13 protein-coding genes are annotated in these 14,979 nt (G+C 72.9%); 8 read left to right on the top strand and 5 right to left on the bottom strand.

What is annotated here, in order from left to right; genetic code table 11:
• Positions 1–245 precede the first annotated feature (245 nt).
• The 3 genes from AC5K6T_RS05905 to ybaK are packed head-to-tail and all read left to right on the top strand — an operon-like array spanning position 246 to position 2,594.
• On the top strand, positions 246–1,325 hold the full coding sequence (locus tag AC5K6T_RS05905; RefSeq protein ID WP_493206255.1) for a hypothetical protein: 1,080 nt from the start codon (positions 246–248) through the stop codon (positions 1,323–1,325).
• 11 nt (positions 1,326–1,336) lie between these two features.
• A complete protein-coding gene (locus AC5K6T_RS05900) occupies positions 1,337–2,077 on the top strand; it encodes an LON peptidase substrate-binding domain-containing protein (protein WP_493206253.1) in 741 nt (246 codons plus the stop codon).
• A 4-nt stretch (positions 2,078–2,081) separates the two neighbouring features.
• Positions 2,082–2,594, top strand: coding sequence for a Cys-tRNA(Pro) deacylase (gene ybaK / locus AC5K6T_RS05895; RefSeq protein WP_493206251.1), 513 nt, complete (start codon positions 2,082–2,084; stop codon positions 2,592–2,594).
• A gap of 213 nt (positions 2,595–2,807) precedes the next feature.
• On the opposite strand, the gene AC5K6T_RS05890 is transcribed toward ybaK, so the two are convergent.
• The 4 genes from AC5K6T_RS05890 to AC5K6T_RS05875 form a co-directional block, all read right to left on the bottom strand.
• Positions 2,808–3,467, bottom strand: coding sequence for an AAA family ATPase (locus AC5K6T_RS05890; RefSeq protein WP_493206250.1), 660 nt, complete (start codon positions 3,465–3,467; stop codon positions 2,808–2,810).
• A 34-nt stretch (positions 3,468–3,501) separates the two neighbouring features.
• Positions 3,502–4,323 carry an ABC transporter permease gene (locus tag AC5K6T_RS05885; protein ID WP_493206249.1) on the bottom strand — a complete coding sequence of 274 codons (822 nt, stop codon included), beginning with the start codon at positions 4,321–4,323 and terminating at the stop codon, positions 3,502–3,504.
• A gap of 109 nt (positions 4,324–4,432) precedes the next feature.
• Positions 4,433–5,407 carry an ABC transporter ATP-binding protein gene (locus tag AC5K6T_RS05880; protein WP_493207367.1) on the bottom strand — a complete coding sequence of 325 codons (975 nt, stop codon included), beginning with the start codon at positions 5,405–5,407 and terminating at the stop codon, positions 4,433–4,435.
• Positions 5,408–5,561: 154 nt separating this feature from the next.
• The gene (locus AC5K6T_RS05875; RefSeq protein ID WP_493206248.1) at positions 5,562–6,794 is read right to left on the bottom strand and encodes an NYN domain-containing protein; all 1,233 of its coding nucleotides are present in this window, start codon (positions 6,792–6,794) and stop codon (positions 5,562–5,564) included.
• A gap of 234 nt (positions 6,795–7,028) precedes the next feature.
• On the opposite strand from AC5K6T_RS05875, the gene AC5K6T_RS05870 reads away from it, so the two are divergent.
• Entirely contained in the window at positions 7,029–7,196 is a 168-nt protein-coding gene (locus AC5K6T_RS05870; protein ID WP_493206246.1) for a hypothetical protein, read from the top strand.
• A 191-nt stretch (positions 7,197–7,387) separates the two neighbouring features.
• On the opposite strand, the gene dnaE is transcribed toward AC5K6T_RS05870, so the two are convergent.
• The gene (gene dnaE / locus AC5K6T_RS05865; RefSeq protein ID WP_493206245.1) at positions 7,388–10,924 is read right to left on the bottom strand and encodes a DNA polymerase III subunit alpha; all 3,537 of its coding nucleotides are present in this window, start codon (positions 10,922–10,924) and stop codon (positions 7,388–7,390) included.
• 312 nt (positions 10,925–11,236) lie between these two features.
• On the opposite strand from dnaE, the gene AC5K6T_RS05860 reads away from it, so the two are divergent.
• The 4 genes from AC5K6T_RS05860 (at position 11,237) to AC5K6T_RS05845 (ending at position 14,914) form a co-directional block, all read left to right on the top strand.
• Positions 11,237–12,571, top strand: a complete 1,335-nt coding sequence (locus tag AC5K6T_RS05860) for a DUF2252 domain-containing protein (protein WP_493206243.1) — start codon at positions 11,237–11,239, stop codon at positions 12,569–12,571.
• 70 nt (positions 12,572–12,641) lie between these two features.
• Positions 12,642–13,328, top strand: coding sequence for a hypothetical protein (locus tag AC5K6T_RS05855; protein WP_493206241.1), 687 nt, complete (start codon positions 12,642–12,644; stop codon positions 13,326–13,328).
• A gap of 200 nt (positions 13,329–13,528) precedes the next feature.
• A complete protein-coding gene (locus tag AC5K6T_RS05850; RefSeq protein WP_493206240.1) occupies positions 13,529–14,377 on the top strand; it encodes a thioredoxin domain-containing protein in 849 nt (282 codons plus the stop codon).
• A gap of 144 nt (positions 14,378–14,521) precedes the next feature.
• Positions 14,522–14,914 (top strand): hypothetical protein, encoded by a 393-nt coding sequence (locus AC5K6T_RS05845; protein WP_493206239.1) that lies wholly within the window; start codon positions 14,522–14,524, stop codon positions 14,912–14,914.
• Positions 14,915–14,979 lie beyond the last annotated feature (65 nt).

Here is a 14,979-nt window from a genome sequence, read left to right as displayed (position 1 = left end):
GCTGAGGCCCCAAGGGCCTGCTGAGGTCCCGGGGCCTGCTGAAAACGAAGGGCCTGCTGAGTTCCAGGGGCCTGCTGAGGTCCAGGGGCCTGCTGAGGTCCGGGGGCCCCGGGGGGCTGCCGGGTCCCGGCTGGCTCCTGAGGTGGCGCCCTTTACCCTTCCTTGACCGAGTGGTGTACAACCTTCGCCGGTTTGCGTACGGAGTCTGGCGCGGTCCGGTCCCGCGGACCTTGAATGGGCGGACCATGGCTCTGCTGCACCCCTTCCTCCGCGCCGTCGGGCTGTCCCGCTCCTCGTCCGGGACCGGCGGCCCCGCCGCCGGCCCGCCCACCGGCCCGTCCCCCCGCGCGCTCCGCACCGCCGGCCTGCCGGCCGACGACGACGTGCTGCTCGACGCGCCCGACGACCGCCTCGGACCCGCCCTGGTCGGCGCCGGCCGCGGCGAGTACGGGCCCGCCGCGGCGCTGCTCGCCCGGACCCGGATCCGCCGCGAGTGGGAGTCCCGCGACCGCTACACGGCGCGGCTGGCGTTGTTCGCACACGCGCGCCCGGAGTGGCTGCACGAGTGGCGTGCGGCCGCCCCGCACGACCCCGACGCGCTGCTGGTCGGCGCGCAGCTCGCGGTGGACCGCGTCTGGGCGTCACCGGCCCGCGCGGAGCTGCTGCGCGAGCTGAGCCCGGTGATCACGGCCACCGCGCACGGCGACCACCGCGACCCGGTGCCGTGGCGGCTGGCACTGGACCACGCCCGCGGCTCACGAGCCGGGCACACCTACTTCGGCGAGCTGTGGGAGGCGGCGGTCCGGCGCTGTCCGCACCACCACGGCTGCCATGTCGCGGCCCTGCGCTACCTCGCCGCGTCGTACCCCGGCTCGCACCGGGCCTGCCTCGACTTCGCCGACCGCGCCGCGCAGGACGCGCCCGAGGACTCCCTGGTGCAGGCGCTCCCGGTGCGGGCGGCCTACGCCTGCCTGGCCGACGGCTGCGGGCCCGAGGTGCCGCGCGCCCGGCTGCACGCGGCCGCCGACCGGGCGCTCGCGCTGTCGTCCCGGTTCCCGGCGGCCGACCCGTGGCCCGCGCAGGTCCGCAATCTGCTGGCCTGCGTGCTGGTGCTGCTGGGCCGTTGCGGGGACGCCCTGGAGCAGCTGCGGCTGACCGGCCCGTACGCCACGTCCTTCCCGTGGAGCCGGGTTGGGGAGGACGCGCTGGGGGTGTTCCTGCGGGTGCGCGCCGGGCTGCTGGCCGGGGGCCGCCCGGCCGGGCTGCTCCCCGTCCGACACCCCCACGCCGGACGCCCCGGACCCGCCCGCTCCGCCGACCATTAGGCTTTTGCGCCGTGACCACCGTCCGCCTGCCGCTCTTTCCGCTGAACTCGGTGCTGTTCCCGGGGCTCGTGCTCCCGCTGAACGTCTTCGAGGAGCGCTACCGCGCCATGATGCAGACCCTCTTGAAGACGCCCGAGGACGAACCCCGGCGGTTCGCCGTCGTGGCGATCCGCGACGGCCACGAGGTCGCGCCCAGCGAGCCGGGCCTGCCCGATCCGACCGCCGTGCCGGAGCACGGGCCCGCCGCCGGGTTCGGCGCCGACCCGGCCAAGGCGTTCCACGCGGTCGGCTGCATCGCGGACGCGGCGACGATCCGGGAGCGGCCCGACGGCACCTTCGAGGTGCTGGCCACCGGGACCACCCGGGTCCGGCTGCTCTCCGTCGACGCGACCGGGCCGTTCCTCACGGCGGAGCTGGAGCCGCTCGACGAGGAGCCGGGGGACGAGGCGGGGGCGCTCGCCGAGGGCGTGCTGCGCGCCTTCCGGCAGTACCAGAAACGGCTCGCGGGCGCCCGGGAGCGGTCCCTGACGACCGGGACCGAGCTGCCGGACGAGCCCTCGGTGGTGTCGTATCTGGTCGCCGCCGCGATGGTGCTGGACACCCCGGCCCGCCAGCGGCTGCTCCAGGCCCCCGACACGGCGTCCAGACTCCGGGACGAGCTGAAACTCCTTCGCGCGGAGACCGCGATCATCCGTAGTCTGCCGTCTCTGCCGGCACAGGACCTGACGCGCGGTCGTACGAGTCTGAACTGAGGACATGGCAAAGAAGCAGAAGCAGCAGAAGCAGAAGCAGCCGGGCGGGGGTACGCCGGCGACGGTGGCCCTCACGGCGGCGGGGGTGGACTACCGGGTGCACTCCTACGACCACGACCCCTTGCACCCCTCCTACGGCGAGGAGGCGGCCGAGGCGATGGGCGTCTCCCCCGACCGGGTCTTCAAGACGCTCGTCGCGGACGTGGACGGGTCACTGACCGTCGCCGTCGTACCCGTCGCGGGCTCCCTCGACCTCAAGGCGCTGGCCTCCGCGGTGGGCGGCAAGCGGGCGGCCATGGCCGAGCCCGCTCTCGCCGAGCGCACGACGGGGTACGTGCGGGGCGGGATCTCCCCGCTGGGGCAGCGGAAGAGACTGCCGACCGTCCTGGACTCCTCCGCCTCCTCGCACGCCACGATCTGCGTCTCGGCCGGGCGCCGCGGTCTGGAGGTCGAGCTGGCCCCCTCCGACCTGGCCGCCCGCACCGACGCGGTCCTCGCGCCCATCGCCCGCCTCTGAGCCCCTGCGCCCTCCCGGACCCGGGCCGCCCGTGGCCGGGTGCGCGGTTCCCCGAGCCCCCGGGGTGCGGCCGCGGGCGGGCGTGCCTGCCGGGCGGCGGCCCACCCGGCGCCGCCCCGCCCCCGCGTGCGCCCCGTTCGCGGGCCGTCCGGGGCCGGTCACGCGGATCCCCACCCCGGCCGGTACACCCGGCGGTCGGCTGCTCTCCGGCGGTCAGGCGGGGGGAAGCGGAGGTTCGGGGTCGGGGCGGGTGAACAGGGCGGTGAGGCCGAGGTGGGTCAGGAGGGCGGCGATCGGCCAGGCCAGCACCGCCACCCCCGCGTTCAGCTCCAGCGGCGCCGAGAAGGTCACCCCGGCCCCGACCTCCTTGGCGCGGGCCAGCACGTCCTGCGCGGGCCCGAGCCGCACCCCGAGCCACCAGGCCAGCAGAGAACCGAGCAGCCCGCCGAGCGCCAGGGCGGCGACCAGCGGTACGCCACCCCTGCGCCGGACGAGGAACACCGCCAGCGCGGTCACCGCGCCGAAGGCCAGCCCGAGCAGAGTGAACGTTCCGTCGGCCCCGATGGCCTGCTCCCCCTCGGTGTCCTTGACGTAGACGACCCAGTTCCCGTCGGTCAGCTCCCCGACCAGCGGGATCCGCGGGGCGAGCCAGCTCCACAGCACCCCGAGCAGCAGCCCGCACAGCGCCACCGCGACGGTGATCACCGCCGCCTCCCGCAGTTCCGTCTTCATCCCGGGACCGTCCTGTCCGTCCGCGTGTCCGGCCGTCCCGCCGTCCGGCGGCGGCCACGCACCGTACGGCCCGGAGGACCAGCGGTGCGCCGGCTGTTCGTGTTCGTGCGGTGGCGGCGGCGGATTCAGCGGTGCGGTCACCCTGACATCGTGCCAGGCCCGCCCGGCCGGTGCGTCACCGGACGGCGGCCCGGCGGTACGCCCAGGTGGCCACGGCCAGCGAGATCCCGCCGACCCCGGCGCACACGGCGAGGTCCCCGGCGACCGCGGCCCAGCCGGGCTGCGCGGAGAAGGTGCGGGCGTACGCCTCGACGCCGTAGGTCGAGGGCAGCAGATCCCGCGCGAACCGCACGAACTGCGGCATCCGCTCCGGCGGCAGCACGCCCAGCAGCAGCGCCGCCGACATGCCGAGCTGCCCCAGCACGGTGGCCAGCTCCGGCCGCGGCGCGAGCAGCCCGAGCGCGGCGCCCAGCCCGGACAGCGCGGCCCCGGCGAGCGGTACGACGGCGAGCAGCACCCACAGGTTGGTCAGCGGCAGCCCGAACAGCAGGCACCCGAACGCGGCCGTCACGAAGGTCCCGGGCACGGTGAAGGAGGCGTACGCCCCCGCCGCTCCGAGCACCACCGCCGCCGGCGGCACCGGCAGGGTCGCGTAGTGGTCGAGCCCGCCGGTCGCCCGCAGCTGCCCGAAGTACTGTGCGAGCAGGTTCAGCGCGACGAAGGCGACCACGAGCACCGCGGCGCCGGCCACCACGTGCTCGGCCTGGCTGCCGCCGTCGACCACCCCGCGCATCATGACCAGGATGCCGACCGACTGGAAGGTCGCCACGAACAGCAGCGGGATGCGCGCGACCCGCGCCCGGGACAGCTGTGCCCGGTACACGGCCGCCAGCGACGGCCACAGCCTCGCCCGCGGCCCGAGCTCGGCCGCGTCGGCGGCCCGCCCCTCCGGCTCCAGGGCGCTGCCCCGCAGCACCTGAGCGGGTACGGCACTCACTTCGCGCTGCTCCCCTTCCCGGGCTTGCCCGCGGTCGTCGCCCCGGACCCCGCATCGTCGCGCACGGCCCGCGCCGCATTCTCCCGTACGGTTCGCGCGGCCCGGCCGCTCACGCCTTCACCAGTCCCTGCCGCGCGGCCCCGCCCAGGGCCAGGTACACGTCCTCCAGGCTGGGGGTGGCGAGGGTGAAGTCGTCCAGGGCGGCGAACGCCGCGCCGCCGGTGACCGTGGCCACGACGGCGCGCGCCTCCTCCGGGCCGAGCCGCAGGGTCCAGCGGCGGCCCGCCTCCACGGCCGCCTCGCGCAGCGCGGCGACCTCGGGCACCTCCAGGGGCGCCCGGTCCCGCCACACCAGCTCCACCCGCACCTCGCCCGCCACCTGCTCCTTGAGCCCGGCCGGTGTGTCGCAGGCGATCACCCGCCCGCGGTCCAGCACGGCCACCCGGTCCAGGACCGTCTCGGCCTCGATCACGTTGTGGGTGACGAGCAGCACCGTCGTGGCGTGCTCGGCGCGGCGCCGGTCGACGGCGGACCAGACGGCGCGCCGTGCGACCGGGTCCATCGCGGTGGTCGGTTCGTCGAGCACCAGCAGCGGCCGGGGGCCGACCAGGGCGGCCGCCAGACAGGCCAGCCGGCGCTGCCCGCCGGACAGCTTCTTCAGCGGCCGGGAGGCGAGAGCGGTCAGGCCCAGCTCCTCCAGCACACCGTCCCGCTCGGTCCGCGCCCGGCGGGCGTCGAGCCCGCGCAGCCGGCCGGTCGTCTCGGCGGCGAGCGCCACGGTCAGGTCGTCCAGGGCGGTCGAGTCCTGCCCGAGGTACGCCAGGATGCGCGCGGCCCGTTCGGGATGGCGCACGATGTCGTGGCCGAGGATGCTCACCGCGCCCGCGTCGGGCCGCATCAGTCCGGTGAGCTGGCGGACCAGCGTGGTCTTCCCGGCCCCGTTCGGGCCCAGCAGCCCGAAGATCTCGCCGCGCCGGATGTCCAGCGCGATACCGTCGGTGGCGCGCACGGCGGGCGCGGCCGGCACTCCGCGGCGTCCGCGGGTCGCCGGATAGGTCTTGGTCAGCCCGCGCACCGAGCACACGACGTCCCCGGGGTGTCCCTCGGCCTGTGCCGCGCGCGTACTCACAAGGGACGAGCCTACGGGGTCACGGGCCCGCTCCGGTTCCCGGGGCGGCCCGCGCCGCACCGCATCCGCGCCCGCGGCGGACGGGCGGGCGGCGCCCGGCCGCGAGGGGTCACTCCCCCGCGGACGCGTGCTCCGCGCTCGCGGGGACGTCGAACTCGCGCCAGAACCCGGCGCGGATGGCGTACCGGTCGTGCTCGTCGATCTGGTCGTCCTTGTGGGCCAGCAGCCCGAAGCGGGCCGCGTACCGGAGCAGCTCCCCGTCGATGCGGTGCGGGATGCGCGGGTACATCGCGGCGAGCCGCTGGAGGTGCCCCTGGTCGCCCAGCCGCGCGATCCACCTGCGCGCGAAGACCTGCCCCACCTCGTACGGGTCACCGCCGACCGTGGTGATGTCCTCCTCCCGGTCGGCCCAGCGCTGCTCGGCCGTGGTGAGCTGGGCCAGGGTCGGCATGGAGGCGATCTCCGGCGGCTCCGCGGCGACGCCGGGCCGGTCCACCCATCCCTTGTCGGAGGACCAGCGCAGGGTGGCGCTCGCCGGGTGCTGGGGCGGATGCGGGGCGGGGTGCGCGCCGGGCCCGTGCAGGGCGGCGAGGTCCTTCGGCGTGGGAACGCCCTTGGAGGCGGGCGCCCGCTCCTCGGCGGGAGGCGGTCCGGCCCCGGCGGCCGGATGCGCGGCGGGCTCCTCGGCGGGGGGCTCGGCGGCCCTCGGGAGCGGCGCGTCCGGCAGCGGCGCGGCCAGGATCGCGGCGATCTCCGGCCGGGGCCCGGGCGGCGGCGGACACACGCCGGTCAGCTCCTTGGCCCGTACTGCCCGGGTGATCCAGGCCCGGTCCAGCACGCGCCGTTCGTCCGCCTCGGCCACGAGGTCCTCGGACTGGTTGTAGTCGCCGTCGGCGGCCTGTACGGCCCACAGGTGGACGGCGACGCCGTGTTCCTTGGCGGCCGTCATGCCGGGCAGCAGGTCGCCGTCCCCGGTGACCAGGACGATGTCCGAGCAGGCGTGGTTGCGGGCCAGTTCGGTGAGCTCGGCGTGCATGGCGGCGTCCACGCCCTTCTGCGCCCAGCGGCCGTCGCTGCGGGTCAGGGCGCCGAGCCGGACGGTGACCCGGGGCATCACCCGCAGCCTGCGGTGCTCGGGCTGTGGAACACGGTCGGGGGCGCCGTCGAACCAGTAGATGCGCAGCAGCGGCCGCTCGGTGTCGGACTCCGCGCGTTCCCGCAGTCCCTGGATCAGGGCGGCGTGGTCGACGGTGATGCGGGACCTGGAGGGTTCCCCGGCGAGGAGACTGGCGGCGGCCCCCAGCAGATACCCGGCGTCCACCAGGACGATGCAGCGGTCCACGCGACTCACCCTCTTCCTGGGAGGTTTGCTTCGGGCTTGCTTCGGGCTTGCTTCGAGTCTGCCCGACGGCGCGTGGGTTAACGGCCGGAACTCGATCTTCGGCGTGGCGTTTCGGGGAGGCGTCGCACCACCGGGCCTGTCACACAGGGTAATTCTCCGATATGCGTTCTTTGTCCGGCTATGTGAATCTGGTCCCGGCCCTGGCCCCTAGATCCCCCCAGGAGGCAGATCACCATGGCCAAGAACAAGAACCGTGAGCGCAAGCAGCCGCAGTCCCAGCGTGCGTCGCAGGCAGCCGCGCAGCCGGCGTCGGTGGACACGCAGGCGGAGCAGCATCTGGACCAGATCTCTCCGGCCGACATGGCGCGCAAGGGCCGGCAGAAGCGCTTCGGTCACAACTGACACCTTGCTGAAGGGCTGTTGAGACCCGGACACACCGAGGGGCGCACTCCGTACGGATACGGGGTGCGCCCCTGGCGCTGTGCGGGCGCAGGCCGTCCGGACCGTCCGGGCCGTCCGACCGGGGCCGCCTACCCGCTGCCGCGGCCCTCGCGGGCCGTCCCGCCCGGCCGCCGTCCTGCCCGGCCCGCCGCTCAGCCGGCCAGGCAGGACGGGCCGAGCAGCACCTTCAGGTCGCCGAAGAGCGCCGGATCGGGCTTGACCCGGTGCCGGTCCAGGCGCAGCACGGTGGTCCGGGTCGGCCCCTGGAGCCTGATGCGGACCTCGCTGTCCCCCTTGTGGTGGGAGAGGATCTCGCCGAGGCGGCCGACCATGGGCGGGGTGACCTTCATGGCCGGGATGGTGAGGACGACGGGCGCGTTGGTGCCCGCGGTGGACAGGTCGGGCACCATCAGTTCCATCGCCACCAGCCGCGGCACGTCCTCGCGCTTGTCGAGCCGGCCCTTCACGAACACCACCGCGTCCTCGACGAGTTGGGTGGAGACCAGCTGGTAGGTGGCGGGGAAGAACATGCATTCGATGGACCCGGCCAGGTCCTCGACGGTGGCGATGGCCCAGGCGTTGCCCTGCTTGGTCATCTTGCGCTGGAGGCCGGAGATGATGCCGCCGATGGTGACGACCGCGCCGTCCGCGTGCTCGCCGCCGGTGAGCTGGGCGATGCCGGCGTCGGCCTTGTCGGAGAGCACGTGTTCCAGGCCGAACAGCGGGTGGTCGGAGACGTACAGGCCGAGCATCTCGCGCTCCTGGGCGAGCAGGTAGGTCTTCTCCCACTCGTCGGGGGAGAACTCCACGTCGAGTCCGAAGCCCGGTTCGCTGGACTCCTCCCCCATGCCGCCGAAGAGGTCGAACTGGCCCTCGGCCTCCTTGCGCTTGACCGCGACCACGTTGTCGATCATCGGTTCGTACTGGGCCGTCAGACCCTTGCGGGTGTGGCCCATGGTGTCGAAGGCGCCGGCCTTGATCAGCGACTCGGTGGTGCGCTTGTTGCAGACCACGGCGTCGACCTTGTCGAGGTAGTCGGGGAAGGAGGAGTACTTCCCCTTGGCCTTGCGGCACTTGATGATCGACTCGACGACGTTGGTGCCGACGTTGCGCACGGCGGACAGGCCGAAGAGGATCACGTCGTCGCCCTGGGCGGCGAAGTTCTGCTCGGACTCGTTGACGTTCGGCGGGAGCACCCGGATGCCCATGCGGCGGCACTCGTTGAGGTAGATCGCCGACTTGTCCTTGTCGTCCTTGACCGAGGTGAGCAGCGCGGCCATGTACTCGGCGGGGTGGTTCGCCTTGAGGAAGGCGGTCCAGTAGGAGACCAGGCCGTACGCGGCGGAGTGCGCCTTGTTGAAGGCGTAGCCGGCGAACGGGACCAGCACGTCCCACAGGGCCTGGATGGCCTCGTCGCTGTAGCCGTTCTTGCGGGCGCCGCCCTGGAAGATGACGAAGTTCTTCTCCAGTTCCTCGGGCTTCTTCTTGCCCATCACGCGGCGGAGGATGTCGGCCTCGCCGAGCGAGTAGCCGGCGATGATCTGGGCGGCCTTCTGCACCTGCTCCTGGTAGACGATCAGGCCGTAGGTGACGTCCAGGACCTCCTTGAGGGGCTCCTCCAGCTCCTTGTGGATGGGGGTGATCTCCTGCTGGCCGTTCTTGCGCAGCGCGTAGTTGGTGTGGGAGTTCATGCCCATCGGGCCGGGCCGGTAGAGGGCCGAGACGGCGGAGATGTCCTCGAAGTTGTCGGGCTTCATCAGCCGCAGCAGCGAACGCATGGGGCCGCCGTCGAACTGGAAGACGCCGAGGGTGTCGCCGCGCTGGAGGAGTTCGAAGGTCGTGGGGTCGTCCAGCGGGAGGGCCAGGAGGTCGATGTCGATCCCCTTGTTGGCCTTCACCATCTTGACGGCGTCGTCCATGATCGTGAGGTTGCGCAGGCCGAGGAAGTCCATCTTCAGCAGGCCGAGCGACTCGCAGCTCGGGTAGTCCCACTGGGTGATGGTGACGTTGTCGGTGTGGCGCACCCAGACGGGGACGTGGTCGGTGATGGTCTCGCTGGACATGATCACGCCGGCCGCGTGCACGCCCATCTGCCGGACCAGGCCCTCGACGCCCTTGGCGGTGTCGATGACCTTCTTCACGTCCGGCTCGTTCTCGTACATCGCGCGGATCTCCCCGGCCTCCGAGTACCGGGGGTGCTGCGGGTCGGTGATGCCGGAGAGCGGGATGCCCTTGCCCAGGACGTCCGGCGGCATCGCCTTGGTGAGGCGGTCGCCCATCGCGTAGGGGTAGCCCAGCACGCGGGCGGAGTCCTTGATCGCGTTCTTGGCCTTGATGGTGCCGTAGGTGCCGATCATGGCGACCTTGTCGGCGCCGTACTTCTCCGTCACGTACCGGATCACCTCGACGCGCCGGCGCTCGTCGAAGTCGATGTCGACGTCGGGCATGGAGATGCGCTCGGGGTTGAGGAAGCGCTCGAAGATCAGGCCGTGCGGGATGGGGTCGAGGTCGGTGATGCCGAGGGCGTAGGCGACGATCGAGCCGGCCGCGGAGCCCCGGCCGGGGCCGACCGCGATGCCCTGCTTCTTGGCCCACATGATGAAGTCGGCGACCACGAGGAAGTAGCCGGGGAAGCCCATCGAGATGATGGTGTCCATCTCGTACTCGACCTGCTTCATGCGGTCGTCCGGGATGCCCTCGGGGAAGCGCCGCTGCATGCCGCGCAGGGTCTCCTCGCGGAACCAGCTGACCTCGGTGTACCCCTCGGGGATGTCGAACCTCGGCATCAGGTCGCGCTTCTCGAACATGCCGGCGGTGTCGACCTGCTCGGCGACCAGGAGGGTGTTGCGGCAGCCCTCCTGCCAGGCGTCCGAGGAGTCGACGGCGTACATCTCGTCGGTGGACTTCAGGTAGTAGCCGGTGCCGTCGAACTTGAACCGGTCGGGGTCGGAGAGGTTCTTGCCGGTCTGGATGCACAGCAGCGCGTCGTGGGCGCCCGCCTCGTGGGCGTAGGTGTAGTGCGAGTCGTTGGTGACCAGCGGGGGGATGCCGAGCTTCCGGCCGATCTCCAGCAGCCCGTCCCGGACCCGGCGCTCGATCTCGATGCCGTGGTCCATCAGCTCCAGGAAGTAGCGGTCCTTGCCGAAGATGTCCTGGTACTCGGCGGCCGACTTCAGGGCCTCGTCGAACTGGCCGAGGCGCAGCCGGGTCTGGAGCTCGCCGGAGGGGCAGCCGGTGGAGGCGATGAGCCCCTCGGACCACTGGGCGATGGTCTCCTTGTCCATCCGGGGCCACTTCTGCAGCCAGCCCTCGGCGTAGGCGTCGGAGGAAAGGCGGAAGAGGTTGTGCAGGCCGGTGGCGTTCGCCGCCCAGATGGTCTTGTGGGTGTAGCCGCCGGAGCCGGAGACGTCGTCCCGCTTCTGGTGCGGCTGGCCCCACTGGATCTTGCGCTTGTTGCGCCGCGACTCGGGGGCGACGTACGCCTCGATCCCGATGATCGGGGTGACCCCGGACTTCTGCGCGGTGTGGAAGAAGTCGTACGCGCCGTGCAGGTTGCCGTGGTCGGACATGGCGATGTGCGTCATGCCCATCTCGTTGCACGCGTTGAACATGTCCTTCAGCCGCGCGGCACCGTCCAGCAGCGAGTACTGGGTGTGGACGTGCAGGTGCGTGAACGGCGGCTTTGACACGGCTCGGCCTCCAAGGCGAACACTCGACGACGGGACGCAAACGGTCTGCGGACGGTCTGGGGGACAGGCCCGAAGTCTATGCCCGACCACCGACACCGGAGGCGGTTCCGGCCGCGCGGGTCGGCCCCGCCGCGGACCGGCCCCGCACCCGCCGCGGACCGGCCGGAGCCGCTCCCCGGGTGCCGCGGGGTCCCGCGGGGCGGGCACTCCCGCGTACCTTCGTCCGTTGGAGGAGGGCGGGGGGTCCTGCCGGGACGAAGGTCACACCTGCCCCACACGTCACGCACCACCTGCACCAGGAGGCATCCAGCGATGTCGGTTCCCCAGCTCAGCGCCGAGCGGAGGGGCGAGGAGATCCTCGCCGTCTTCGAGACCGCCTTCGGCGACCTCCTGGCCGCCGACCCGGGCGCGTTCCGGGTGAAGTTCCGGAAGATGGCGGCCTCGGCGTTCGCCTTCTACCGAGGGACGGCGTGCCTCTTCTACCACGACCTGAGCGCGGGGGACGGCCCGGCGGGCGACGGCGCGTACCTGGACGACCGCACCTCACGGGTGTGGATCCACGGCGACCTGCACGCGGAGAACTTCGGCACGTACATGGACTCCACGGGCCGGCTGATCTTCAACGTCAACGACTTCGACGAGGCCTACGTCGGCCCCTTCACCTGGGACCTGAAGCGGCTGGCCGCCTCGGTCGCGCTGGTCGGCTACGCCAAGGCGCTCAGTGACGGGCAGATCACCGAGCTGGTGGAGATCCTGGCGGCGGCCTACCGGGAGCGGATCCACGCGCTGGCCGCCGGGGCCAAGAGCGAGGAGGTGCCGCCGTTCACCCTGGACACCGCCACCGGCCCGCTGCTCGGCGCCCTGCACGACGCGCGGTCGCTGACCCGCTTCGGTCTGCTGGACTCGATGACCGAGATCCGCGACTTCGAGCGCCGCTTCGCGCCGGGCGGCGGCTCCGTCGAGCTGGACGCCGCCACCCGGTACAAGGTGCTGGCGGCCTTCGACGGCTATCTGGAGACGCTGCCGGAGACCTCGCTGGCCCGCCCGGACTCCTACCGGGTCAAGGACGTGGTGGGCCGCCGCGGCATCGGCATCGGCTCGGCCGGGCTGCCGTCGTACAACATCCTGCTGGAGGGCCCCAGCGACGCCCTGGAGAACGACGTGGTGATCTACGTCAAGCAGGCCCAGACGCCCGCGGTGTCCCGGCACGTCACCGACCCGGCGATCCGCGCGTACTTCCGCCACGAGGGCCACCGCACGGTGATCTCCCAGCGCGCGCTCCAGGCCCACGCCGACCCGTGGCTGGGCTGGACCGAGCTGGACGGCGCGGGCCAGCTGGTCGCCGAGGTCTCGCCGTACGCCGTGGACCTGGACTGGGGCGACCTCGACGACCCGGAGGAGATCGCGAGCGTCGTCGCCGACCTGGGGCGGGCGACCGCCTCGATGCACTCCGCGGCCGACGACACCTCCGGCGAGTCGCTGGTGCCGTTCTCCACGGAGCGGGCCATCGACGCGGCCATCGCGGCCGACGAGGAGGGCTTCGCCCCGGTGCTGGTGGACTTCGCGCACAGCTACGGCGGCCGGGCGCGGGCCGACCACCAGATCTTCGTGGACCTGTTCCGCAACGGCCGCATACCGGGACTGTGAGCAGTCCGCCGCATCTCACAGGGAACCCTTAGGGGTCCCTTATCCGAGCTCGTGCCACACTGCCTAGGCGATGGACATATCAGGGACCCAGCTCAGAGCCGTGCGCGCGGCGCTGTTCACGGCGGTGGTCGTGACGCTCAGCACCGCGTCGCACGTGCTGCTGTCCGGGATCCCGCTGCCGGTGGGCACGGTCGCGGTGGTCGCCGCCACCGTGTTCGCCGTCGCCTACGCCCTGGCGGGCGCCGAGCGGGGCTTCGGCCGGATCGCCGCCCTGCTGGTCCCGCTGGAGCTGGCCGCCGACACGGTCTTCACCACCGGCCAGCACACCTGCTACGGCCAGGCGGGCGGCCCGGTCGCCGGCCCCCTCCGTTCGGTCGGCCTCGATCTGCTGTGCGCCGGTGAGGTGGGCTCCCCGCTGGCCCGGGTGACCGCCGCCGGCACCGACCGGGTCGCCGCCGTGGTGACCCAGGCACCCCCGGCGACCGCCTGGCTGCTGCTCGGGGCGCACGTCGGGGTCGGCCTGCTGGCGGCGGCGTGGCTGCGCCGCGGTGAGCGGGCCCTCGCCCAGCTGCTGGGCGCGATGGCCGCGACCACGTTCCGGCCGCTGCTGCTGGCCGCCGCCGCACGGACGGTGCGGCTGCCCGCATCCGCCCCCCGGCTCCCCCGCACCGAGCGGCGCACGGCGCCCGCCCGGGATCTGCTGCTCACCCACACTCTGGGACGGCGCGGCCCGCCGCTCCGCGCCGCCTTCGTCTGACGGACCCGCCGTCCGGCCCCGAGGCGGGCCGGGGCCGCACCGTGTCGTGCCGCCCCGCCCGCGCGACGGGCCGCGCGTCCGGCGCTCCGCACCCGAAGGCACCGGGCGAGCGCGCACCCCCCCCTGGGCTGCGCGTCCTCATTCCCCCCCACCCACGTCAGCGCACGCGAGCGTGCGCATCCCTTACGGAGAACACCACCATGAGCAAGCGGAACAGCCAGGCGGCGAAGACGGCGGCCCGGGAGCGGCTTCGCGCCGAGCGCGAGCGCGAGGCGAAGCGGGCGAAGGTCAGGCGGCAGTTCGCCGTGGCCGGCGCGATCGTCGGCGTCCTGGCCCTGGCCGGCGGCATAGGCTACGCGGTCGTACAGGCCAACAAGCCCAGCCAGTGGGAGGCCGCGCTGGACGAGAAGATCGTCGCCCCGGCCAACACCACCGGCGAGAACGGCACGACCGTGGTCCTCGGCAAGGACAGCGCGAAGAAGACCCTGAAGGTGTACGAGGACCCGCGCTGCCCGGTCTGCGCCGCCTTCGAGCAGAGCGTCGGCCCGACCCTCAAGAAGGGCTACGACGAGGGCAAGTACAAGATCCAGTTCATCGGTGGCACGTTCCTCGACGGCGACAGCGACGACGACGGGAAGCTGGAGATCGGCCCCGGCGGCGAAGGCTCCAAGAACGCGATGAGCGCCCTCGGCGCGGCGTTGAACGTCAGCCCCGACGCCTTCCTCGCGTACAAGGAGGCGCTCTACTCGGCGGAGCACCACCCCGACGAGTCCGACGACAAGTTCAAGAGCGACGACTACCTGATCGAGATCGCCGACTCCGTGGACGCCCTGAAGGGCAACACCAAGTTCCGGAACGCCGTGCAGAACGGCACGTACGACGCCTGGGCGCTGGCCATGTCGCAGACGTTCAACACGAACAAGGACGACGTCAGCGGCACCCCCAGCCTCGTCATGGACGGCAAGAAGCTGACCGGCTCGGACGGCCGGAACGCCCCGATGACGGCCCCCGAGTTCACCACCGCGATCGAGGCCGCCCTCAAGGCCTGACCGCCCCTGCCCGACTGCGGCCGCCTCCGCCCCGGAGGCGGCCGCGGTCGTGAACTCGTTTGACACTCCCCGTTCACGCCGGATAGACGTGATCATTCAAACGATCTTGTGACCGAAGGTCGTTCCACTCCGGGGAGAAGTGAAGTGAACAATCGTGTCAGGACCCTGACAGGCACCTTCGTCGCGGGCGCCGCCGCCGTGCTGCTCGCGGGCGGTCCGGCCTCCGCCGGCACCGACATCTACGTCGACACCAGCGACCCGTGGAACTCGGCCGCCGCGGGCTTCGCGGCGGACGGCGAGATCTTCACGGTCTGCGACAACCGGGCCGACGGCAAGCGGGCCAGCGGCCGCATCGTCTGGATCGGCTCGGACGCCTCCCACAACATCCTGCTGGAGGACTCCAACGGCTCGGGCAACTCCTGCGCCCGCAAGGATCTGTCGATCGCCGAAGGCATCAAGGTGACCGTCGAGATCTGCCTCCGGGACGGCGCGAAGGGCACCAGGCACCACTGCGCGACCAGGCACGGCAGGTCGTAGGGGCCGCAGCGCCGCCAGAGGCCGGAGCGCACGGGAAGGGGGCGAACTGCTGCCCGTTCGCCCTC

The sequence above is a fragment of the Streptomyces sp. B8-7 genome (genome assembly GCF_058833805.1).
Note: the sequence above shows the minus strand (reverse complement) of the source record. Positions and strands in the feature narration are given on the sequence as shown.

Coding starts and splice junctions, on each gene's coding strand:
- AC5K6T_RS05905 (WP_493206255.1), top strand. CDS start 246: ATGGCTCTGCTGCACCCCTTCCTCCGCGCCGTCGGGCTGTCCCGCTCC.
- ybaK (WP_493206251.1), top strand. CDS start 2,082: ATGGCAAAGAAGCAGAAGCAGCAGAAGCAGAAGCAGCCGGGCGGGGGT.
- AC5K6T_RS05870 (WP_493206246.1), top strand. CDS start 7,029: ATGGCCAAGAACAAGAACCGTGAGCGCAAGCAGCCGCAGTCCCAGCGT.
- AC5K6T_RS05860 (WP_493206243.1), top strand. CDS start 11,237: ATGTCGGTTCCCCAGCTCAGCGCCGAGCGGAGGGGCGAGGAGATCCTC.
- AC5K6T_RS05855 (WP_493206241.1), top strand. CDS start 12,642: ATGGACATATCAGGGACCCAGCTCAGAGCCGTGCGCGCGGCGCTGTTC.
- AC5K6T_RS05850 (WP_493206240.1), top strand. CDS start 13,529: ATGAGCAAGCGGAACAGCCAGGCGGCGAAGACGGCGGCCCGGGAGCGG.